Here is a 20139-nt window from a genome sequence, read left to right as displayed (position 1 = left end):
GCCCGCATCGCGGGACGGGCTTGGCCTGACCGCGGGACGCGTGCGTATCATCGATCGACCCACAAGCACCCGGCGGGCCGTTGAGAGAGACGGAGGCCGGCGACAGATGGAGCAGCACGTGGCACTTGTCGTGCAGAAGTACGGCGGTTCGTCGGTCTCGGACGCCGAGAGCATCAAGCGCGTGGCCAAGCGCATCGCGCAGACCAAGCGGGCCGGTCACGACGTCGTCGTCGTGGTCTCGGCGATGGGCGACACGACGGACGAGCTCATCGACCTCGCGCAGCAGGTCACCCCCCTCCCGCCGCAGCGTGAGATGGACATCCTCCTCACCGCGGGCGAGCGCATCTCGATGTCGCTGCTCGCGATGGCGATCAACAGCCTGGGCGTCAAGGCGAAGTCGTTCACGGGCCAGCAGGCCGGCGTGATCACCGACGCCGTGCACGGCAAGGCGCGCATCGTCGACGTCGTCCCGCACCGCATCCGGGAGACGATCGAGCGCGGCCAGGTCGCGATCGTCGCGGGCTTCCAGGGCGTCACGCAGTCGACGAACGACGTGACGACGCTGGGCCGCGGCGGGTCGGACACGACCGCCGTCGCGCTCGCGGCGGGCCTCGACGCCGACGTGTGCGAGATCTACACCGACGTGGACGGCATCTTCACGGCCGACCCGCGCATCGTCCCGAGCGCGCGCAAGATCGACCGCATCACGTACGAGGAGATGCTCGAGATGGCGGCGAGCGGGGCCAAGGTCCTCGCGCTGCGCTGCGTCGAGTACGGCCGCCGGTACGGCGTGCCGATCCACGTCCGCTCGTCGTTCAGCGGCAAGGAGGGCACGTTCGTCAGCGCGGACGCCTACTCCGCGCCCCGGCCCGCCGGCGCCGCTCCCGGCCCCGAAGACCTTCCCGAGGAGACCGTCATGGAAGACCCGATCATCTCCGGCGTCGCGCACGACCGCAGCGAGGCCAAGATCACCGTCGTCGGGGTGCCCGACGTGCCCGGGACGGCCGCGCGCATCTTCGAGGTCGTCGCCGGCTCGGGCGTGAACATCGACATGATCGTGCAGAACGTCTCGGCCGCCCGGACGGGGCTGACCGACATCTCGTTCTCGCTGCCCGAGGGCGACGGCCCGGCCGCGATGTCGGCGCTGTCCGCGCTCCAGGGCGAGATCGGGTTCGACTCGCTGCAGTTCGACGACCAGATCGGCAAGCTGTCGCTCGTCGGCGCGGGCATGAAGTCGCACCCGGGCGTCTCCGCGAAGCTCTTCGGCGCGCTGCGCGACGCGGGCATCAACATCGAGATGATCTCCACCTCGGAGATCCGCATCTCCGTCGTGACCCGCGAGGACTCGCTCGACGACGCGGTGCGCGCCGTGCACACCGCGTTCGAGCTCGACGCCGCCGACGGCGAGGCCGTCGTCTACGCCGGCACCGGCCGCTGAGAGGACTGGACATGACCACCGAGAACCGTCAGGGCCTGAACGTCGCCGTCGTCGGCGCGACCGGCCAGGTGGGCGCCGTCATGCGCCGCCTCCTCGAGGAGCGCGACCTCCCCGTCGCGAGCATCCGCTACTTCGCGTCGGCGCGCTCCGCCGGGTCGACGCTCCCGTGGCGCGGGACCGACGTCGTCGTGGAGGACGTCGCCGCGACCTCGACCGACGACCTGCGCGGGATCGACGTCGCCCTGTTCTCCGCGGGCGGCGCGACCTCGAAGGCGCAGGCGGAGCGCTTCGCCGAGGCGGGCGCCGTCGTCATCGACAACTCGTCCGCGTGGCGCATGGACCCGGACGTCCCGCTCGTCGTCTCCGAGGTCAACCCCGCGGCGCTGCGCGAGGCGCGCAAGGGCATCATCGCCAACCCGAACTGCACGACCATGGCCGCGATGCCCGTGCTCAAGCCGCTCGCGGACGAGGCCGGGCTGGAGCGCCTGATCGTCGCGACGTACCAGGCCGTGTCCGGCGCCGGCCTCGCCGGCGCGGAGGAGCTGCGCGCCCAGGCCGTCGCGGGCGCCGCCGCGGAGGGCACCGGGGCCGGGCTCGTCGGGCTCGTGCACGACGGCGGCGCGGTCGCCTTCCCGGAGCCCGCCGTCTTCCCGCGCAACGTCGCGTTCAACGTCGTCCCGCTCGCCGGGTCGATCGTCGACGACGGGCAGGAGGAGACGGACGAGGAGAAGAAGCTCCGCAACGAGTCGCGCAAGATCCTCGGCCTGCCGTCGCTGGCGGTCGCCGGGACCTGCGTGCGCGTCCCGGTGTTCACCGGTCACTCGCTCGCGATCCACGCGGAGTTCGGCGCCGCGATCACGCCCGACCGCGCGCGCGAGATCCTGGCGTCCGCGCCGGGCGTGGTGCTCGCGGACGTCCCGAACCCGCTCGAGGCGGCCGGCAAGGACCCCTCGTTCGTCGGCCGCGTCCGCACCGACCAGTCCGTCCCCGACGGCCGTGGCCTCGTCCTCTTCGTCTCGAACGACAACCTCCGCAAGGGCGCCGCGCTCAACGCGGTGCAGCTCGCCGAGCTCGTCGCGCAGGACCTCGACGCCGTCCGCGCCGCGTTCGCCGGAGAGTTGGCACAGAACCCGGTCCCCGCCCCGGAGCCGGCCTCCGCCTGACGCTGAGCCGGAACCCTGATCACCCGAGCCAGGGCACTGGTCAACCGAGGTAGAGCCCAGGTCACCCGACCTGGGCTCTACCTCGTTCAGGGACCTACGTGGTGCGGCTCAGCACCTGGGGCACGCGGGGTGCGAAGAAGCGGCGCTTGTACGCGTCCGGGTCGACGACGTCGAGGATGCCCAGCTCGACCAGCTGGCCGACGAGCTTGTTCGCTCTCCCGTACGAGACGCCGAGCTCGGCCTCGACCTTACGCACGGTGAAGGTCGGGTTGGCCACGGCGAGGTCGACGAGCGCGTGCGCTGAGTCGGCGCGCAGCGGCGACGCACGGATCGTGTCCTTCAGCTCCGCCTGGACGGCGACGAGCGCGACCATCTCGTGTCGGGTGGTGTCTGCAGCCTGCCGTAGCCCTTCGGCGAAGAACCGGAGGTAGGAGTCCCAGTCGTTGCGGGTGCTCACCCCGAGCAGGTGGTCGTAGTACCGGCCACGACGCGCCTCGAACCACGGGGAGACGGTGAGCGTCGGCTCTGCGAGGACGTTCGTGCTCTGCAGATGCAGGACGATCAGAAACCGTCCGACACGACCGTTGCCGTCACGGAAGGGGTGGAGCGTCTCGAACTGGTAGTGGGACATGCCGGCTGCCACCACAGGGTCGATCGCGCCGCGGTGGTCCGAGCGCATCCAGTCCACGAGATCGCGCACGCCGGCCTCGAGCTGGTGTCCACCGGGCGCGGGGACGAATCGTGCGGCTTCCACGGGGAATCGGACCGCGACGGCGTCCTCTCGTCGACCGATGACGACCTGCCCGTCGCGGAGTCGGCCGGACTGCGACTCGAACGGCGTATCGGCCATCAGGATTCCCTGGAGCTCGCTGAGCATGGTGACGGAGACGGGCCAACCGTCAGCGATGCGAGCGAACCCGGCGTTCGCCATGCGGACGTAGTTGAGGATCTCGACGAGCTGGGCGGAAGCGGGATCGTCGTCATCCGCGGTGAACACCTCGGCGAGGGGGGCGTACGTCCCTTCCAGCGCGGACGTGCTCTGCGCCTCACGGCGGAGGGTCGGCAGCCGGAGCAGCGTCGGGTTGGGGAGCTGGCGCCCCGTGTTGTCGAGCGCAGCCAGAGCTGCACGAGCCTCCGCGACGGCCAGGTACGTCGAGGGTGTGAGATCCGGCATCGTCGTCGACAGCGGTTCAGGGATGAACGCCTTGTGCTCCCACGAACCCAGCACCGGATCGCTGCCCCGGATCGTGACAAGCTCCCCCGGCGAGCGGTTCACGAACATGCTGAGATCCACAATGTCACTCTAGGGCTCGATGAGTGACATTGCGAGCACCTGTATGTTCCTTGTGGACAACAGGGGAGCGCGGACCGGGCCAAGAGGACCCCGGCCAACCCGCGTCTGTCGACGTTGCTCGACATCGCCAAGGCGCTCGACTGCGACGCCACCGACCTGGTCGCCGGTCTCAACCGCGACCGCACCGGACGTCGAGGCTGATCGCCTGGTGCTGCCTGGACCCAGGTGTCCGCACGGAACTGCGCCACGACGTGCGGACGCCGCCGGGGGTCTTCCCGCGGCGGCGTCGTACCGATCGGCCGGAGATCAGCCCTCGACCAGGCGTGCCATGTTCTCGCCGTCGGCGAGGCCGACGATGTTGCCGGCCGGGTCGGTGAACCAGGCCCCGTCGCCGCCCTCCATGAAGCCGCGCACGATGCCCTTGTCGTCCTGGTCGAACCCTTCGTAGCGCTCGAACGTCACGCCCTTCGCGGTGAGCTCGTCGACGACCTGGTCCACGTCGTCGACGGTGAGGTGCATGACCGTGAAGGCGGCCGGCCGATGGTCCTCCTTCGGGTACACGAACACGTCCGAACCGCCGCCGAGGTGCAGCACCAGACCACCCCCGTCGTCGAGTGCCGTGACGGGGAGCCCGAGGGTTCCTCCGTAGAAATCGCGCGCCGCGTCGAGGTCGTCCGCCGAGAAGCTGGAGAACCCGCGCCGAATGGTGACCATCGTCGTCTCACTCCTTCGTGACCGCCGGCGGCCGGAGGGCGTGACCCGCCGCGGACGCCGGATCCTCCCAGGGTCCCACCGCGCGCCCGCCGTGGGTACCGCCCAGAGCGGGTGATCACGGGGTTGCGAGATCGTCTGCATCTGTGGTTCATTAGTGGAGTAATGAACCACAGAACACGCGAGGCGGGAGAGGATGGGGCCCATGTTCGACGGACCGGAACCCATCTACCTCCAGATCGCGCAGATGGTCCGGGCGCAGGTGCTCGCAGGGGAGCTCGCGGAGGAGGAGCAGGTCATGTCGACCACGCAGTTCGCGACGACGTTCCGCATCAACCCGGCGACCGCGGCCAAGGCGTTCGCCGGCCTCGTCGACGAGGGCGTCCTCTACAAGCGGCGCGGCCTCGGCATGTTCGTCGCCCCCGGGGCGCGTGAGCGGCTGCTCGCCGACCACCGCGCCCGGTTCTTCGACGAGATCCTCGCCCCCGCGCTCGCGCAGGCCGACCTCCTCGACATCCCGACGGCCGAGATCGTGGACTACGTCCTCGGCCGGCCGCGTCCCGCCGGCACGTCCGGCGACCAGAGCACCGGCCCGACCACCGACCCCACCCCGAGGTGAGACCCGTGACCGCCCGGCCCGCCAGCCACCCCACCGACCAGACCCCGGTCGCCCGGAACCCGCCCTCACCTCCGGCGCCGTTCGCCGCCGAGGTGCGGGACGTCGTCGTCCGCTACTCCCGCGGGGACGAGGTCCCCGCGCTCGACGGCGCGACGCTCACGATCCGGCCCGGCGTCATCACCGGCCTGCTCGGCCGCAACGGCGCGGGCAAGACGACGCTCGCCGCCCTGCTCGCGGCGTTCCGTCGGCCCACGTCCGGGACGGTGCGCGTCGGACCGGCGGGCGAGCTCGAGGACCCGTTCGAGAACGTGTGGGCGACCATGCACACGCAGCTCGTCCGCGAGAGCGGCGACGTCTGGGAGACGGACAAGGCGAGCGACACGCTCGAGTACTACGCCGACCTGCGCCCGCACTGGGACGCAGACCTCGCCGCGCGGCTGCTGGACGAGCTCGAGGTCGACGTCCGCAAGAAGCCGACCGAGATGTCGCGCGGCAAGCGCTCCGCGCTCGGCGCGGTGATCGGCCTGGCGGCACGCGCGCCGCTGACGATCTTCGACGAGGTCTACCTCGGCATGGACGCACCGAGCCGGTACGCGTTCTACGACGCGCTCGTCGCCGACTACGCCGAGCACCCGCGCACGGTCCTGCTGTCGAGCCACCTCATCACCGAGGTGGAGCGGCTCTTCGAGGACGTGGTGATCATCGACCGCGGTCGCGTCCTGCTCGCCGAGAACGCCGACGACGTGCGCGCCCGGGGCGTCAGCCTCACCGGCCCCGCCGGGGTGGTCGAGCAGCACGCGGCCGGTCGCGAGGTGCTCGCGCGGCAGCGGCTCGGCGGCACCGCCCAGGTGACGCTCTTCGGCACGTTCGCCGACGACGAGCGGACCGCCGCGGCGGAGGCCGGGATCGAGGTCGGCGCCGTCCCCGTCCAGGACCTGTTCGTCCACCTCACCCGCACCGGGCGGGCCGGGAACGGCGCCGACGCCGAGACCGAGGAGGCACGATGACCGCCGCGACCCAGCGCACCGCCGAGCGCCGCGCCCTCGAGTCCGCCGCCCACCGGCGCGGCGTCAACGCCGTCGCCTGGTACTTCGTCGTCGGGACCTGGTACGTCGGGGTCTGGTTCTGGGCGATCGCGCTCGCCGTCGGGGCGCTCATCCTCTGGATCATGGACCGCAACGACGACGTGAGCATCGAGGCGGTCGGGGGCGTCGCCGGCTCGGCGAAGTTCTTCCTCTTCGTGATGGGCATCATCCTGCCCCTCATGACGATCGCCGTGCACGTCGCCTCGGGCGGCACGCGCCGCTCCTACACGCACGGGCTGTGGATCGGCGCCGCCGTGTCCGGCATGACGTTCGGCGTCGCGAGCGCGCTCGTGAAGTGGGGGGAGTGGACGCTGTTCCGGCGCGCGGGGTGGGCGACCGAGCCCGAGCTCGGGCAGCTCTACGGCGACGGCTCGCAGGTGGGCCTCGTGATCCTCGTCGAGGGCATCTTCTGCGTCGTGTACTACCTGGCCGGGATGGTGGTCGCCGCCGGCTTCTACGGGTTCGGGTTCCTGCGCGGGGTGCTCCTCGTCCTCGCGTCGCTCGTCCCCGTGGTGGTCGCCGAGATCTTCCTCCGCTCCGGCTTCTTCGGCCACGCGCTCGCGCGCGTCGTCGGTCTCGACGGCACCCCTGTCTGGCTCGCCGTCCTCGGCGGGGTCGTCGGGGTGGCGCTCGCCGCACTGCTCCTGCGCGTCGTCCTGCGGGGCGTCGCGATCCAGCCGGTCGAGTTCGCCGCGAGCGCGAGCGGCTGACCGGGCGCACCGCACACCCACCGCACCCACCGTTCACCGAGAGCCCTCCGGACGGCGCCCGCGCCGTGCGTGGGCCTCGCACACCCTCGTGGAGGTCAGCATGAGCCCCGCACCACCGCCCACCCGCGGCGCGACCGTCGCATCGCCCGCCCCGACCGTCGGCCCGCCGACGGGTCCGTCGCCCGTCGTCGAGGTCCGCAACCTGCGCAAGACCTATCCCGGGCCGTCGGGCTCCGAGGCCCGCAAGGTCGCCGTCGAGGACGTGAGCTTCAGCGTCGAGGCGGGCGAGATCTTCGGCATCCTCGGACCCAACGGGGCCGGGAAGACGACGACCGTCGAGTGCCTCGCCGGTCTGCGCGAGGCCGACGGCGGGACGGTCCGCGTGCTCGGCGTCGACCCGCAGACCGACCCCGCCGCGGTGCGCGACGCCGTCGGGGTCCAGCTCCAGGAGGCGGCCCTCAACGAGAAGATCACCGTCGAGGAGGCGATGCGCCTCTTCGCGTCGTTCTACGCGTCGCCCGCGGACGTGGAGGAGCTGCTCGATCTTCTCGACCTCGACGAGCACCGTCGCGTCGCGTTCGCGAAGCTCTCCGGCGGACAGAAGCAGCGTCTCTCGATCGCGCTCGCGCTCGTGGGCAACCCGCGCGTCGCGATCCTCGACGAGCTGACGACGGGCCTCGACCCCGCCGCGCGCCGCGCCACCTGGGAGCTCGTGGAGCGCGTGCGCGACCGCGGCGTGACGATCCTGCTCGTCACGCACTTCATGGACGAGGCCGAGCGGCTGTGCGACCGGCTCGTCATCATCGACCACGGTCGGATCGTCGCGCAGGGCACGCCCGCGGAGCTCGTCGACTCCGTCGACACGTCGCGCACGGTCCGCCTGCGCGTGCCCCCGGCCGACCACGACCTCGCGCTCCACACGCTCGCGGGCCTCGCGGACGTCGAGCGCGTCGAGGTGGTGCCGACGTCCGGCCGCGAGATCGAGGTGACGGGGACGCGGCGGGTCCTGCTCGCCGTCGTGCTCGCGCTCGCCGAGCAGGAGGTGGTGCCCGACGACGTCCGGACCGTCTCCCGGTCCCTCGAGGACGTGTTCGTGGCCGTGACCGGCCGCACCTACGACCCGGACGCACCCGTCGCCCGGCCGACCCGAGGGGAGTCCCGATGACCGCCACGACCTTGCCCACCGCCGTCGCGCCCGCCCGCCGGGGCAGCGGGTGGCGCGGGTTCGGCGTCCTGCTCGCGACGGAGTCACGGCTCTGGCTGCGCGACACGGGCACGGTGTTCTTCGCGCTCGTGTTCCCGACCGTCCTGCTGGTCGGCGTCGGCTTCGCGATCCCGGGGATGCGCACGCCCATCGAGGACGCGCCCGCGCCGTGGCTCGGGCTCGCGCCCGTCGCGCTCTACGTCCCGGTGGTCCTCGCCGCCGCGATCGCGACGCCCGCCCTCACCACGATGCCGGTCTACTTCGCGACGTTCCGCGAGAAGGGCCTGCTGCGGCGGCTGTCCACGACGCCCATGCGGCCGCAGGGGATCGTCGTCGCGCACCTCGTCACCAACCTCGTCGCGGTCGTCGTCGCGTCGGCGGTCGCGCTCGTCGTCGGGCAGCTCGTGTTCGGGCTCGTCGCGCCGCAGAACGCGGCGACGGTCGTGCTCGCGTTCGTCCTCGGCGTCGCGTCGATGTACTCGCTCGGCACGCTCATCGCGGCGCGCGTGCCCAAGGCGAGCACGGCGTCGGCGATCGGGACGCTGGTCTACTTCCCGCTGCTCTTCCTCTCGGGGCTGTGGACGCCCGGCCCGATCATGCCGGAGGCCGTGGCCCAGATCGGGAAGTTCACGCCGCTCGGAGCCGCGTCGCAGGCGATGACCGCGGGCTGGTTCGAGTCCGGGTTCCCGACCGTGCAGGTGGTCGTCATGGCCGCGTGGACGGCCGTCCTGCTGCCTCTCGGCATCCGGCTCTTCCGCTGGAGCTGAGGCTCAGATCGCCCGCGAGCCCAGCTCGCGGGCGATCTCGGCGAAGCCGCGGACCTCGGGGGTCTCGCGGTCCCGCAGCCAGACGAGCACCCACTCGGTGTCGGGGACGTCGACGATCGGTACGTACACGACGCCGGGGTGCGTGTAGTACCGCCGCACGTGCGCGTTGAGCGGGGTGACCGCCCCGCCCGAGGCGACCACGGTCAGCACCTCGTGGAACGTGCGCGCGACCGGACCGCGCAGCACCGGGCGGCCTGACGGCGTGCGGCGGGGCACCATCGCCTCCTCCCAGTACGTGGGGACGCCGGCGCCGAGCTCGAGCACGGCGTGGTCCCCGAGGACCTCGACCGACACCGCGTCCTCGCCCGCGAGCGGGTGCCCCGTCGCGACGGCGAGGACGCGGCCCTCCGTGAGCACGCGGGGGCCCACGACGACGTCGGGCTCCCGGACGGGGGACCACGTCACCTGCAGGTCGGCCTCGCCCTCGCGCAGCGCCCCGAAGGGGTCCGAGAAGTGGAACTCGCGGCGCTCGACCGAGCAGCCCGGGTGCCGTGCCGTGAACTCGTCGACCACCGGACGGAGCTCGTGGCCGACGATGCCCATCGCGGCGACGCGCAGCACGCCGGCGGGGCGCTCGCCGGTACGGCTGGCCGCCGCGATGCCCGACTGGATGAGCTCGTAGCCCTGCCGCAGGTCGTCGCGCAGCCGGGCACCGACGGGCGTCAGCTCGACGCGTCGGCTCGTGCGGTCGAACAGGGTGGTCCCCATCCGCCGCTCCTGCCGGCTGATCGCCTGGCTCACGCGCGCGGGCGAGACGTGGAGCCGTTCCGCGGTCCTCCCGAAGTGCAGCTCGTCGGCGAGCGTCAGGAAGATCTCGATGTCCCTCAGCTCCATGCGGCCACCTCTACGTCTGCCTCCGTCTCCGTGCACCGTTCACGCCGGGTGAACGATCCACCCAGCATGCGTCATTGATGACGAATCGGTGGAATCCGAGGCTGGAGCCATGAGACGACTCACCTACTTCGTGGCCCTGTCCATCGACGGCTTCCTGTCCGGCCCCGACGACGAGGTCGACTTCTACCCGTCCTCCGACGCGTACAGCGTGCGCATGATCGACACGTTCCCGGACGTGCTGCCCACGCACGGACGCCGCCAGCTCGGCGTCGACGACCAGCCCAACCGGACGTTCGACACCGTGGTCATGGGCCGGCGGACCTACGAGCCCGCGCTCGAGCTCGGGATCACGAGCCCGTACGCGCACCTGCGCCAGTACGTCGTCTCGACGTCGCAGCCCGCGCTCGACCCGGCCGTGACGATCGTGCGCGACGACCCGGTCGCGCTCGTGCGCGCGCTCAAGGCCGAGGACTCGCCGCTCGACATCTATCTCGCGGGCGGCGGCGTCCTCGCGGGCGCGCTCCTCGACGAGATCGACCGGCTCGTCGTCAAGCTCTACCCGGTCGTCGCGGGCGCCGGGCGGAACGCGTTCGGCGCGGTCGCGTTCCGACCCACGACCTACGACCTCACCGACGTCGCCACGTTCGAGGGCGGCAACGCCGTCCTCACCTACGACCGTGCCTGAGCGCGTCCCCGCGCGCGTGCTCCGGCGCCGCGCGTCGATCCTCACGGCGCGCGCGGTCGTGACCGTCCGGCTCCTGCGGCCGCACTGCCGCCGTCGTGCGCGCCGACGGCACGGGGCGGGCGACGGCGCCACCGCCCCCGTCGGCGGGCTCGACGACCTGGGCGCGCGGCCCGACGCGGACCCGCGCCCACCGCGGGCGTGGGCGCGCCCACCCACCTAGCCTGACGCGCATGAGGCCGTTCCTGCTGCTCGCGTCGCGCGCGGAGGACCCCGCCGCGGACGGCGAGCACGCGGCCGTGCTCCGGTACTCCGGGCTGGACGCGGGCGCGCTGCACCGCGTGCGGATGGAGTCCGGGCCGCTGCCGGCGATCGACCTCGACGCGTACTCGGGGGTGATCGTCGGCGGCAGCCCGTTCGACTCGTCGTCGCCCGAGGCGGACAAGTCGCCGACCCAGCGCCGGGTCGAGCGCGAGCTCGCGCCGCTCCTGGACGAGATCGTCGAGCGCGACCTCCCGTTCCTCGGCGCGTGCTACGGCGTCGGGACGCTCGGGCTGCACGAGGGCGCCGTCCTCGACGACACCTACGCCGAGCCCATCTCGCCCGTGACGATCCGGCTCACCGCCGAGGGCCGCGCCGACCCGCTGCTCGCCGACCTGCCCGACGCGTTCGAGGCGTACGTCGGGCACAAGGAGGCCGTGACCTGGCTGCCGTCGCACGCGGTGCTGCTCGCGACGTCGGAGGCGTGCCCGGTCCAGATGTTCCGGGTCAAGGAGAACCTCTACGCCACGCAGTTCCACCCCGAGCTGGACCTGGACGGGATCCTCACCCGCATCGGGGTGTACGGCGACTACGGGTACTTCGCGCCCGAGACCGCGGGTGAGGTCGAGGCGGCCGTGCGCCGCGGCGACGTCTGGGCTCCGCACCGGATCCTCGCGGCGTTCGTGCGCCGCTACGCGCGCGACTGACGAGCAGGCGGTCGTGCCTGGCGTGGGACGGGTCAGCGGGCGGCAGGCGCCGGCTGGGCCTCGGGAGCGGGCGTCGCGTCGGCCTCCGCGGCCTCGAGCGCCACGGTGCGGCGGTGCGCCCGGACCGACCAGGCGACGGCCGCGGCCCACACGACGGCGACGAGCCCGAGGACGACGCCCTGGACCGCACCGTTCGCGTCGACCCAGTCGGAGCGCAGCAGCGTCCGGACGTTGGTGAGGACGATGACGCCGCCCACCGCCGATCCCAGGATGCGGGGCGGGAGGAGCCGCACCAGCCAGGCTGCGATCGGTGCCGCGACCAGGCCGCCGAGCAGCAGCGCGCCGACCCACAGCAGGTCGATCCCCTGCGAGCCGAGCGAGAACAGGAAGCCGAGCGACGCGGCGACCGCGACGAGGAACTCGCTCGTGTCGATCGACCCGATGACCTTCCGCGGCTCGATCCGCCCCGACGCGAGCAGTGCCGGCGTCCCCACGGGCCCCCAGCCACCGCCGCCCGTCGCGTCGACGAAGCCCGCGACCAGCCCGAGCGGGGCGAGGAACCGCTTGCGCAGCGGGAGGCCCTGCCGGCCCTTCGGCAGCCCGACGAACGTGAACCGGGACAGCACGTACACGCCGAGCGCCAGGAGGAGCAGCGACATGACCGGCGCGGCGAGCTCGGTCGACAGGTTCGACAGGAACGTGGCACCCGCGAAGGCGCCGATCGCGCCCGGGACGCCGATCCGCACGACGACCTTCCAGTCCACGTTCCCGAACCGCCAGTGCGCCGCGCCCGACGCGAGCGTCGTGCCGATCTCGGCGAGGTGGATCGTCGCCGACGCCGCCGCGGGGTTCGTCCCGATCGCGAGCAGGAGCGTCGTCGACGTCACGCCGTACGCCATCCCGAGGCTGCCGTCGACGAGCTGCGCGCCGAGGCCCACGAGGGCCAGCAGGATGAGGGTCCGCACCGCGTCTCCTTGCTCGGGTGGCCGGGGCGGCCCCGACGTGTCCTGACAAGGTTGACCCGACGAGTCCAGTATGTGAAGCGTCGACCACATCGTGGGCCAGTGTTAACGGGCTCGTCCGCTGACAGGTAGGCCTGTCGCGAGCACAACTCGCACAGAGCCGTGCACGTGAGGACGAGATGCGAGAAACGGCCCCACGGGCGGGGCTCGGAGGGGCCACTTCTCGCATCTCGGCCAGTCCGAGCACACGGTCCGATCCCACCGCGGGCTCAGCAGGTCAGGGGTTCTCCCAGGCGTCGGCGCGAGCGGCGAGGGCGTGGACGTCGTCGGGGAGGTCGCGGCGGACGACGTCGTCGATCGTCACGCGGTCGAGGACGTCGCGGACGCTCGCGCGCAGAGCGACCCACACCTCGAGGAGCGCGGCCGCGGAGCCCTCGTACTCGAGGCTCGGCGGGCGCTCGTCGCGCACGGTGACGAGCGGCCCGTCGACGGCGCGGAAGACGTCGGCGAGGGTCACCTCGGACGCCGGGCGGGCGAGGCGGTGGCCGCCGGAGCGGCCGCGGACGCTCGCGACGATGCCGGCGCGGCGCAGGTCGCCGAGGATCCGTTCGAGGAAGCTCACGGGCAGGCCCTGGCCCGCCGCGAGGTCCTCCGCCCGCACGGGGTCGCCCTGCGGGGACGCCGCGAGCTCGGCGCACGCCCGCACCGCATAGTCAGCCTTCGCCGAGACACGCATGAGGACATTGTGCCGTGCACGGGGTCGCGGACCGCCGTGCCGGGCCCGGTCAGCGTGCGATCTCACCCGCGTGAGCCCTGCTCACCGGTTCGGGTTCCCCCTACGCTGTGACCCGTGGACGTGCGCGAACGCAACAACGTGCGGGTCATGGGACCGCAGGGCGGCCCCACCATGGTCTTCGCGCACGGCTTCGGTTGCGACCAGTCGATGTGGCGCTTCGTCGCGCCCGTGTTCGCGGCGGACCACCGTGTCGTGCTGTTCGACCACTCGGGCTGCGGGGCGTCCCACCCGTCGGCGTTCGACGCCGCGCGGCACTCCGAGCTGCGGGGCTACGTCGCGGACATGGTCGAGGTCGTGGAGGACGTCGCGGACGAGCCGGTGATCCTCGTGGGCCACTCGGTGAGCGCCGTGATCGCGCTCCTCGCGGCGGCGGACCGTCCGGACCTCGTCGACCGCCTGGTGCTCGTCGGGCCGAGCCCCCGGTACATCGACGAGGAGGGGTACCGCGGCGGCTTCTCGGCCGAGGAGATCGACGAGCTGCTCGAGACGATGGACGCGAACTATCTGGGCTGGACGCAGGCGATGGCGCCGGTGATCGTCGGGAACCCGGACCGCCCCGCGCTGGGGGACGAGCTGGCGGAGGTCTTCCGGCGCAACGACCCGGCGATCGCGCGGCAGTTCGCGCGCGTGACGTTCCTCGGCGACAACCGGGCGGACCTGGCGCGCGTGCGCACCCCGGCGCTCGTCGTGCAGAGCCGGGAGGACGTCATCGCCCCGCCCGAGGTGGGGCGGTACGTGCACGAGCACCTGCCGGGGAGCGAGCTGGTCGTCATCGACTCGGTGGGCCACTGCCCGAACCTGTCGCACCCGGCGCTCCTCGTCGGGGCGATGCGTGACTGGCTCGGTGGTCCCTGATGGTGATGTCGCGCGGGGAGCGGTGGGTGCTCGCTCCCGTGGCGCTCCTGCTCCTCGACACGGAGGGGCGGGTGCTGGACGCGAACGACGAGTTCCTGCGGCTGCTGGACGTGCCCGACGTGGAGGCGGTCGCCGGGCGTCGGCTCGCCGACCTGCTCACGGTGGGCGGCCGTATCTACTGGGAGACGCACCTGGGCCCGCGCCTGCACATCGAGGGCCGGGTCGACGAGGTCGCGGTGGAGCTGCGGACGCCGCGGGGACGCGAGCCGGTGCTCCTCACGGCGATCGAGCGGGAGGCTCGGGGCGAGCGGCTCGTCGAGGTGGCGATGCTCGGCGCGCGCGAGCGGTCCCGGTTCGAGCACGAGCTGGTGGGGGCGCGGCGCGCGGCGGAGGACGCGGAGCGGCGCGTGCGGCTGCTGCACGGGATCGCCGCCGACCTGGCGAGCGTCGCCGGTCTCGACGGTGTCGCGTGGGTCCTGCTCCGGGCCGCGGTGACGATGCTCGGTGCGGGCGACGCCGCCCTCTGGACGGCCCAGGAGGGCGGGCCGCTCCGGCGCTGGGGAGGTGCCGCCGGGGTGACCGCCCCGACGATCGACGAGCTGGCCGAGGCGGGCGTGCGCGCGGACGGGACCGTCGTCGTCCCCCTGCGTACCGCGGGGGCGCTGCTGGGCGTCCTCGCCCTGGAGCCGCGCCGGGCGGCGGGCTCGGACCCGGTCGACCTCGGCACGGCCGCCGCGGCCGGGCAGCTCGCGGCGCTCGCGCTGGCCCGGGCGACGACCCACGAGCAGAGCGTGTCCGTCGCGAGCGAGCTCCAGCGCGCGATGCTCTCGGACGGGATCGTCGCCGACCCGCACGTGGAGATCGCGGCGTGCTACCGCCCCGGTGTCCACGAGCTGCAGGTCGGGGGCGACTGGTACGACACGTTCCGCGTCGCCCCGGACGTCGTCGCGCTCTCGGTCGGGGACGTGGTGGGGCGCGGGCTCAAGGCCGCGACCGCGATGGGGCAGCTCCGGACGGCGGTCCGTGCGGCGTCGGACACCGGCCTGCCGCCGGAGGAGGTCGTGGAGCGGCTCGACCGCTTCGTCGACCGGACCGGGACGGGATTCATGGCGAGCCTCGTGTACGGGGAGCTCGAGCTGCTCGAGGGGGTCCTGCGCTACACGTGCGCCGGCCACCTGCCGCCGCTCCTGGTGCGCGCGGACGGGTCGGCGGGCTACCTGTGGGAGGCCCGGTCCACGCCGCTCGGCGTCCGGGGCACGACGCCGCGCGTCGCCGACACGGTCACGCTCGCCCCGGGCGACCTGCTGCTCCTCTTCACCGACGGCGTCGTCGAGCGCCGCGACCGGCCGCTCGCGCTCGCGCTCGACGAGCTCGCGGAGATCGTCACGAACGCGCTCGGGGCCGGGCTGGCCGGTGCGGAGCTGCTGGAGGCGGTCGTCGCGCGCGCCCCGGAGGACGACGACGCGTGCCTCCTCGCGGTGCGCTGGCTCGGCCCGGAGGGGTCGGGCGAGCCCGTCGCGGAGACCTCGCGCGTCGCGTCAGCGGACGAAGAAGGGGCCGGCTGACGGGTCCGCGAGCCGGCCCAGCGCGTGGCCGAGGCGCTCGACCGTGGAGCGCGCGAGGTCGTCGGGCAGGTCGTCGGGGTCGAACCACGCGACGGCGAGCGACTCGTCGTCCGCGACGTGGGCCGCCGCCGCGGCCGCGGGGGACACGGGCCGGCACAGGAACGCGAGGTCGAGGTACTGCGAGCGGTCGCCGTTGGGGTACTCGACCGGCTCGGTGACCGTCACCGCGACGAGCGCGTCCACGACGACCTCGACGCCCGTCTCCTCGCGCACCTCGCGCGCGAGCCCGACCGCGGGGTCCTCGCCGGGCTCGAGGATCCCGCTGATCACGGCCCACTGGCCGGTGTCGGCGCGCTGCCCGAGCAGCAGGCGGCCGTCGTCGTCCACCACGACGGCCGACACCCCCGGCATCCACAGGAGGTCGGTCCCGACGCGGGACCGCAGGGCGGCGACGAACTCAGGGATCGGCATGTCCCGAGCCTAGGCGGGCCCGTCGGCAGCGTCCGACCGGCACGTGAGACGCGCCGTCCGACCCGCGGAGTCCCTGTGCTACGGTCGCCTCGTGACTTCTCAGTGGTATTGGCGCTTTACGCAGGCTCCCGGTGGGGCCGTGCGGGCGTTCGCCTGACCACAGATCACCACCCGGAGCCAGCACAGGGCCTTGGACGCGGACCGCGTCCGGGCCCTTCGTCGTGAGACGGGCCGTTCCGGGACCACGGGCGGCAGCAGGCCGGTGAAGCGCCGCTGGGCACCGCTGGGCACTCCGACTCACGGCGGTCCCAGACCCCCGCCGCACAGACCAGGAGCCTCCCGTGACCAGCACGACCACCCAGCCCGAGACCGCGTCGTCCACCGCGTCGTCCGACCGCGCGACGAGTACCGTCGACCCCGTGGACAGCCCCGAGCTCCAGGCCCGCACGAGCGACCTGCGGGTCCGCGCGCTCGACGCGCTCCCCGCCCCGCGCACGATGCTCGCCGACCTGCCGCTCGGCGCGACGCGCAGCGACCTCGTGACGACGTCGCGCCGCGAGGTCCGCGACGTCCTCGCGGGCGACGACGACCGGCTCCTCGTCATCGTCGGCCCGTGCTCGGTGCACGACCCCGAGGCCGCGCTCGAGTACGCGGGTCGTCTGGCCGCCGTCGCGCACGAGCTCGCCGACGACCTCATGGTCGTCATGCGCGTGTACTTCGAGAAGCCGCGGACCACGGTGGGCTGGAAGGGCCTCATCAACGACCCGCACCTCGACGGGTCGCACGACGTGCACCACGGCCTGCGCCTCGCGCGCCAGGTGCTGCTCGGCGTCCTCGACGCCGGCGTCCCAGCCGCGTGCGAGTTCCTCGAGCCGACGAGCCCGCAGTACATCGCGGACGCCGTGTCGTGGGGCGCGATCGGCGCGCGCAACGCGGAGTCGCAGGTGCACCGCCAGCTCGCGTCGGGCCTGTCGATGCCCGTCGGGTTCAAGAACGCGACCGACGGCGACGTGCAGATCGCGGTCGACGGCTGCATCACGGCGGCGAGCGAGCACACGTTCTTCGGCATGGACTCGCTGGGGCGCGCCGCCGCGGTCGAGACGGCGGGCAACCCGGACTGCCACGTCATCCTGCGCGGCGGCCGCTCCGGCCCCAACTACGGGGCCGACGACGTCGCGGCGGCGCTCGCGGTCGCGCGCACCTCCGGCCGGGGCGGGGTCACGGAGCACGGGCTGGTCGTGGACGCCTCGCACGGCAACTCGGGCAAGAGCCACGTGCGCCAGGCGGAGGTCGTGCGCGAGGTCTCCGCTCGGCTCGCCGAGGGGGAGCAGGGGATCACGGGCCTCATGATGGAGAGCTTCCTCGTGGCGGGCGCGCAGAAGCCCGCGCCGAGCGGCCTCGTGTACGGGCAGTCGGTCACCGACGCGTGCATCGACTGGGACACGACGGCCGACCTGCTGCGCGAGCTGGCCGGCGCGGTGCGCACGCGCCGCGCGCTCTGACAGGACGGAGCCGCGCACCCATCCGCGGGGGCGTCGGCACCGAACCAGGGTCGTCCCGGACGGTCCGGGACGGTGGCGGCGGGAGGTCGGGTGCGGAGAGCGACGGTCGGTGGGCCGCAGCGCGTGAGCACGGCGCAGGTGCTGCAGACTGACCGGGTGCCCCCTCCCGTGTCGACGAACCCGGCGGTCGACGCCGCGCTGTCGGCGTGCGCGGGCGGCGACCCCGAGACGTTCGCGCCCGTCTACGACGCGCTCGCGCCGGTCGCGTACGGCACCTGCCTCGGTGTCCTCCGGGACCCGGACCACGCGGCGGAGGTCGTGCAGGAGGTGATGGTCGAGGTGTGGCAGACGGCGGAGCGGTACGACGCGGCGCGCGGCTCGGCGCGCACCTGGGTCGCGACCCTGGCGCGACGGCGGGCCGTGGACCGCGTGCGCGCCGAGCAGGCGCGCCGCGACCGCGACCAGCGCGACGTGGACGCCTCGACGGCCGCGGCGCCGCGGGACGTCGTGGTCGAGGACGTCGAACGACGTCTCGAGGGTGCGGCCGTGCGGCGGTGCCTGGACTCGCTCACGGCGACGCAGCGGGAGGCGGTCGTGCAGGCGTACTACGGCGGCCTCACCTACCGCGAGGTCGCGGAGCGGCTCGACGCCGCCCTCCCGACCGTGAAGTCCCGCATCCGCGACGGGCTCCTGCGGCTGCGCGACTGCCTGGGGGTGCGCCGTGGCTGACCCGACCACGCCCCGCGGCGGCGGCGCGGACGACCGGCCGGAGGTCCGCGACCTGCTGCCGGCCTACGCTCTCGACGCCCTCGACGACGCCGAGCGCCGCGCCGTCGAGCGCCTGCTCGCGGCCGACGCCGACGCGCGCCGCGAGCTCGACGAGTACCGCGACGTCGTGGCGGCGTTCGCGGTCGAGAGCGCCCCGCCGCCCGGGCTGCGCGACGCCGTGCTGGCCCGCGTGGCCGCGTCCGCCGGGTCGGACGCCGGTCCGGACGGGGCGCTGCGTGCCGCGACGGAGACGTCCGCCAAAGAGGGCACGGGGGACGGCGTCGTCGTCGACCTCGCGGCCGCGCGCCGCGCGCGCCGACGGCGCTGGACCGGGCTCGCGGCGGCGGTGGCCGCGGTGGTCGCGGTGGCCGTCCCGACGACGGTCGCGGTCCGTGCCACGCAGGAGCAGTCGCGCCTGCAGGCGCAGTCCGACGCGATCGCGGAGATGCTCGCCGACCCCGACGCGACGATCCTGCGCGGCGACGTCGCAGGCGGCGGCCAGGCGTCCGTGCTCGCGGCCGGCGACGACATGTACTTCCGAGCGTCCGACCTGCCTGATGCCGGCGACGACCGCGACTACCAGCTCTGGGTGGTCGAGGCCGACGGTGCGGTCGTGTCCGCCGGGGTGCTCGACGTGCACGACGGGCGCACCTCGCGGCTCGTCCAGGACGAGCCGGGCGTCGGCATGGCCGTGACGGTCGAGCCGGTGGGCGGCTCGGAGCAGCCGACGGCGGACCCGGTGGTCGCGCTCGTCGGCTGAGCGCCACGGTCGGGCGGGCGTCACGACGCGGGAGAAACCCGTGCGGATCCGGACCCATCCAGCAGGGGCGGCGCTCCGAACCCTCGGCATGACGCCCCGCACCGGCGGGGCGACGACCCGAGGGAGAGACCGATGAACGTTCGCACCCGCACGTCGTACGCCGTCGCCGGCATCGCCACGCTCGCCGTGCTCGGCCTGTCCGCGTGCAGCTCCGACTCGGACGCGGGGTCCGACTCGACGACGACCGGCTCCCAGGCCGAGGACACCATGACGGACGACCCGACGTCCGACGACGCCATGACCGAGGACTCGACCGAGGGCTCGGACGACATGGCGGCCGACCCCGCCGCGAACCTCGTGGGCCCCGGCTGCGCGGCGTACGCCGAGCAGGTCCCCGACGGCGCCGGGTCGATCACCGGGATGTCGACGGACCCCGTCGCCGTGGCGGCGTCGAACAACCCGCTGCTCACGACGCTCACCGCGGCCGTCTCGGGTGAGCTCAACCCGGACGTCAACCTCGTCGACACGCTCAACGGCGGCGAGTTCACCGTGTTCGCCCCCGTCGACGACGCGTTCGCGAAGATCGACGCCGCGACGCTCGAGTCGCTGAAGACGGACTCCGACACGCTGACGAAGATCCTCACGTACCACGTGGTGCCCGGCCAGCTCACGCCCGACCAGGTCGTCGGCGAGCACGAGACCGTCGAGGGCGGCACGGTCGAGGTCACCGGCTCGGGCGACGAGCTCATGGTGAACGACGCGGCCGTCGTCTGCGGCGGCGTGATGACGCAGAACGCGACCGTGTACCTCGTCGACTCCGTGCTCATGCCGACCATGTGACCCGTTCCGCGCCGAGAGGAGGCGCACCGGACTCCGCAGCCCCGTGCGGAGCGCGACGGCCCCGCCCCACGGTCGGGGCCGTCGT

22 protein-coding genes are annotated in these 20139 nt (G+C 73.6%); 16 read left to right on the top strand and 6 right to left on the bottom strand.

Annotated features, from left to right (window positions below; all coding sequences use genetic code 11):
• Window positions 1–118: 118 nt before the first annotated feature.
• On the top strand, window positions 119–1438 hold the full coding sequence (locus tag JOE63_RS19170) for an aspartate kinase (RefSeq protein WP_087472549.1): 1320 nt from the start codon (window positions 119–121) through the stop codon (window positions 1436–1438).
• 11 nt (window positions 1439–1449) lie between these two features.
• Entirely contained in the window at window positions 1450–2601 is a 1152-nt protein-coding gene (locus tag JOE63_RS19165) for an aspartate-semialdehyde dehydrogenase (protein WP_087469953.1), read from the top strand.
• 94 nt (window positions 2602–2695) lie between these two features.
• Here JOE63_RS19165 and JOE63_RS19160 read toward each other — a convergent pair whose 3' ends face one another.
• Both JOE63_RS19160 and JOE63_RS19155 read right to left on the bottom strand, forming a co-directional pair.
• Window positions 2696–3895: a Fic family protein gene (locus JOE63_RS19160; RefSeq protein ID WP_307840237.1), complete on the bottom strand. Its 1200-nt coding sequence runs from the start codon at window positions 3893–3895 to the stop codon at window positions 2696–2698.
• Between the two features lie 306 nt (window positions 3896–4201).
• On the bottom strand, window positions 4202–4609 hold the full coding sequence (locus JOE63_RS19155) for a VOC family protein (RefSeq protein ID WP_087469951.1): 408 nt from the start codon (window positions 4607–4609) through the stop codon (window positions 4202–4204).
• A gap of 202 nt (window positions 4610–4811) precedes the next feature.
• Here JOE63_RS19155 and JOE63_RS19150 point away from each other — a divergent pair, with 202 nt between their 5' ends.
• The 5 genes from JOE63_RS19150 (at window position 4812) to JOE63_RS19130 (ending at window position 8991) form a co-directional block, all read left to right on the top strand.
• On the top strand, window positions 4812–5225 hold the full coding sequence (locus JOE63_RS19150) for a GntR family transcriptional regulator (RefSeq protein ID WP_204543071.1): 414 nt from the start codon (window positions 4812–4814) through the stop codon (window positions 5223–5225).
• Between the two features lie 5 nt (window positions 5226–5230).
• Window positions 5231–6232, top strand: coding sequence for an ATP-binding cassette domain-containing protein (locus JOE63_RS19145; RefSeq protein ID WP_204543069.1), 1002 nt, complete (start codon window positions 5231–5233; stop codon window positions 6230–6232).
• Window positions 6229–7020, top strand: a complete 792-nt coding sequence (locus JOE63_RS19140; protein ID WP_204543067.1) for a hypothetical protein — start codon at window positions 6229–6231, stop codon at window positions 7018–7020. Before JOE63_RS19145 ends, JOE63_RS19140 begins: the two co-directional genes overlap by 4 nt.
• Window positions 7021–7120: 100 nt before the next feature.
• Complete coding sequence (locus JOE63_RS19135) at window positions 7121–8185, top strand: ABC transporter ATP-binding protein (RefSeq protein WP_204543066.1); 1065 nt, start codon at window positions 7121–7123, stop codon at window positions 8183–8185.
• Window positions 8182–8991 carry an ABC transporter permease gene (locus JOE63_RS19130; protein WP_204543065.1) on the top strand — a complete coding sequence of 270 codons (810 nt, stop codon included), beginning with the start codon at window positions 8182–8184 and terminating at the stop codon, window positions 8989–8991. Before JOE63_RS19135 ends, JOE63_RS19130 begins: the two co-directional genes overlap by 4 nt.
• Before the next feature lie 3 nt (window positions 8992–8994).
• On the opposite strand, the gene JOE63_RS19125 is transcribed toward JOE63_RS19130, so the two are convergent.
• Window positions 8995–9885: a LysR family transcriptional regulator gene (locus tag JOE63_RS19125; protein ID WP_087469945.1), complete on the bottom strand. Its 891-nt coding sequence runs from the start codon at window positions 9883–9885 to the stop codon at window positions 8995–8997.
• 109 nt (window positions 9886–9994) lie between these two features.
• Between JOE63_RS19125 and JOE63_RS19120 the strand changes: the two genes are divergently transcribed.
• From JOE63_RS19120 to JOE63_RS19110, 3 genes are read left to right on the top strand one after another with little or no spacing between them, the layout of a single operon-like run.
• Window positions 9995–10570, top strand: coding sequence for a dihydrofolate reductase family protein (locus JOE63_RS19120; protein ID WP_087469944.1), 576 nt, complete (start codon window positions 9995–9997; stop codon window positions 10568–10570).
• Complete coding sequence (locus JOE63_RS19115; protein WP_087469943.1) at window positions 10563–10790, top strand: hypothetical protein; 228 nt, start codon at window positions 10563–10565, stop codon at window positions 10788–10790. The genes JOE63_RS19120 and JOE63_RS19115 overlap by 8 nt, the downstream gene beginning before the upstream one ends.
• A 10-nt stretch (window positions 10791–10800) precedes the next feature.
• Complete coding sequence (locus tag JOE63_RS19110) at window positions 10801–11535, top strand: glutamine amidotransferase (RefSeq protein WP_087469942.1); 735 nt, start codon at window positions 10801–10803, stop codon at window positions 11533–11535.
• Between the two features lie 32 nt (window positions 11536–11567).
• Here JOE63_RS19110 and JOE63_RS19105 read toward each other — a convergent pair whose 3' ends face one another.
• Both JOE63_RS19105 and JOE63_RS19100 read right to left on the bottom strand, forming a co-directional pair.
• Window positions 11568–12500, bottom strand: a complete 933-nt coding sequence (locus tag JOE63_RS19105; protein ID WP_087469941.1) for a sulfite exporter TauE/SafE family protein — start codon at window positions 12498–12500, stop codon at window positions 11568–11570.
• A 274-nt stretch (window positions 12501–12774) separates the two neighbouring features.
• Window positions 12775–13233, bottom strand: a complete 459-nt coding sequence (locus JOE63_RS19100) for an RrF2 family transcriptional regulator (RefSeq protein WP_087469940.1) — start codon at window positions 13231–13233, stop codon at window positions 12775–12777.
• A 114-nt stretch (window positions 13234–13347) separates the two neighbouring features.
• Between JOE63_RS19100 and JOE63_RS19095 the strand changes: the two genes are divergently transcribed.
• Both JOE63_RS19095 and JOE63_RS21755 read left to right on the top strand, forming a co-directional pair.
• Window positions 13348–14148 (top strand): alpha/beta fold hydrolase, encoded by an 801-nt coding sequence (locus tag JOE63_RS19095; RefSeq protein ID WP_087469939.1) that lies wholly within the window; start codon window positions 13348–13350, stop codon window positions 14146–14148.
• Window positions 14149–14174: 26 nt separating this feature from the next.
• Window positions 14175–15713 (top strand): SpoIIE family protein phosphatase, encoded by a 1539-nt coding sequence (locus tag JOE63_RS21755; RefSeq protein WP_204543064.1) that lies wholly within the window; start codon window positions 14175–14177, stop codon window positions 15711–15713.
• Here JOE63_RS21755 and JOE63_RS19085 read toward each other — a convergent pair.
• Complete coding sequence (locus JOE63_RS19085) at window positions 15687–16184, bottom strand: NUDIX hydrolase (protein ID WP_204543063.1); 498 nt, start codon at window positions 16182–16184, stop codon at window positions 15687–15689. The genes JOE63_RS21755 and JOE63_RS19085 overlap by 27 nt on opposite strands.
• A gap of 419 nt (window positions 16185–16603) precedes the next feature.
• Here JOE63_RS19085 and JOE63_RS19080 point away from each other — a divergent pair, with 419 nt between their 5' ends.
• The 4 genes from JOE63_RS19080 to JOE63_RS19065 all read left to right on the top strand — a co-directional run bounded on the left by JOE63_RS19080 (window position 16604) and on the right by JOE63_RS19065 (window position 20054).
• Entirely contained in the window at window positions 16604–17686 is a 1083-nt protein-coding gene (locus JOE63_RS19080) for a 3-deoxy-7-phosphoheptulonate synthase (protein ID WP_279627901.1), read from the top strand.
• 156 nt (window positions 17687–17842) lie between these two features.
• Complete coding sequence (gene sigK, locus JOE63_RS19075; RefSeq protein ID WP_087472548.1) at window positions 17843–18415, top strand: ECF RNA polymerase sigma factor SigK; 573 nt, start codon at window positions 17843–17845, stop codon at window positions 18413–18415.
• Window positions 18408–19214 carry an anti-sigma factor gene (locus JOE63_RS19070; RefSeq protein WP_204543062.1) on the top strand — a complete coding sequence of 269 codons (807 nt, stop codon included), beginning with the start codon at window positions 18408–18410 and terminating at the stop codon, window positions 19212–19214. The genes sigK and JOE63_RS19070 overlap by 8 nt, the downstream gene beginning before the upstream one ends.
• A 132-nt stretch (window positions 19215–19346) precedes the next feature.
• The gene (locus tag JOE63_RS19065; RefSeq protein ID WP_204543061.1) at window positions 19347–20054 is read left to right on the top strand and encodes a fasciclin domain-containing protein; all 708 of its coding nucleotides are present in this window, start codon (window positions 19347–19349) and stop codon (window positions 20052–20054) included.
• The last annotated feature ends 85 nt before the right edge of the window (window positions 20055–20139 follow it).

This window comes from Cellulosimicrobium cellulans (genome assembly GCF_016907755.1).
Lineage (GTDB): Bacteria > Actinomycetota > Actinomycetes > Actinomycetales > Cellulomonadaceae > Cellulosimicrobium > Cellulosimicrobium cellulans_D.
Note: the sequence above shows the minus strand (reverse complement) of the source record. Positions and strands in the feature narration are given on the sequence as shown.

What these genes read in the sequence shown, in the direction of transcription:
- JOE63_RS19085 (WP_204543063.1), bottom strand. Translation starts at nt 16,184, where the DNA reads ATGCCGATCCCTGAGTTCGTCGCCGCCCTGCGGTCCCGCGTCGGGACC.
- JOE63_RS19165 (WP_087469953.1), top strand. Translation starts at nt 1,450, where the DNA reads ATGACCACCGAGAACCGTCAGGGCCTGAACGTCGCCGTCGTCGGCGCG.
- JOE63_RS19150 (WP_204543071.1), top strand. Translation starts at nt 4,812, where the DNA reads ATGTTCGACGGACCGGAACCCATCTACCTCCAGATCGCGCAGATGGTC.
- JOE63_RS19125 (WP_087469945.1), bottom strand. Translation starts at nt 9,885, where the DNA reads ATGGAGCTGAGGGACATCGAGATCTTCCTGACGCTCGCCGACGAGCTG.
- JOE63_RS19100 (WP_087469940.1), bottom strand. Translation starts at nt 13,233, where the DNA reads ATGCGTGTCTCGGCGAAGGCTGACTATGCGGTGCGGGCGTGCGCCGAG.
- JOE63_RS19120 (WP_087469944.1), top strand. Translation starts at nt 9,995, where the DNA reads ATGAGACGACTCACCTACTTCGTGGCCCTGTCCATCGACGGCTTCCTG.
- JOE63_RS19130 (WP_204543065.1), top strand. Translation starts at nt 8,182, where the DNA reads ATGACCGCCACGACCTTGCCCACCGCCGTCGCGCCCGCCCGCCGGGGC.
- JOE63_RS19155 (WP_087469951.1), bottom strand. Translation starts at nt 4,609, where the DNA reads ATGGTCACCATTCGGCGCGGGTTCTCCAGCTTCTCGGCGGACGACCTC.
- JOE63_RS19140 (WP_204543067.1), top strand. Translation starts at nt 6,229, where the DNA reads ATGACCGCCGCGACCCAGCGCACCGCCGAGCGCCGCGCCCTCGAGTCC.
- JOE63_RS19110 (WP_087469942.1), top strand. Translation starts at nt 10,801, where the DNA reads ATGAGGCCGTTCCTGCTGCTCGCGTCGCGCGCGGAGGACCCCGCCGCG.
- JOE63_RS19135 (WP_204543066.1), top strand. Translation starts at nt 7,121, where the DNA reads ATGAGCCCCGCACCACCGCCCACCCGCGGCGCGACCGTCGCATCGCCC.
- JOE63_RS19065 (WP_204543061.1), top strand. Translation starts at nt 19,347, where the DNA reads ATGAACGTTCGCACCCGCACGTCGTACGCCGTCGCCGGCATCGCCACG.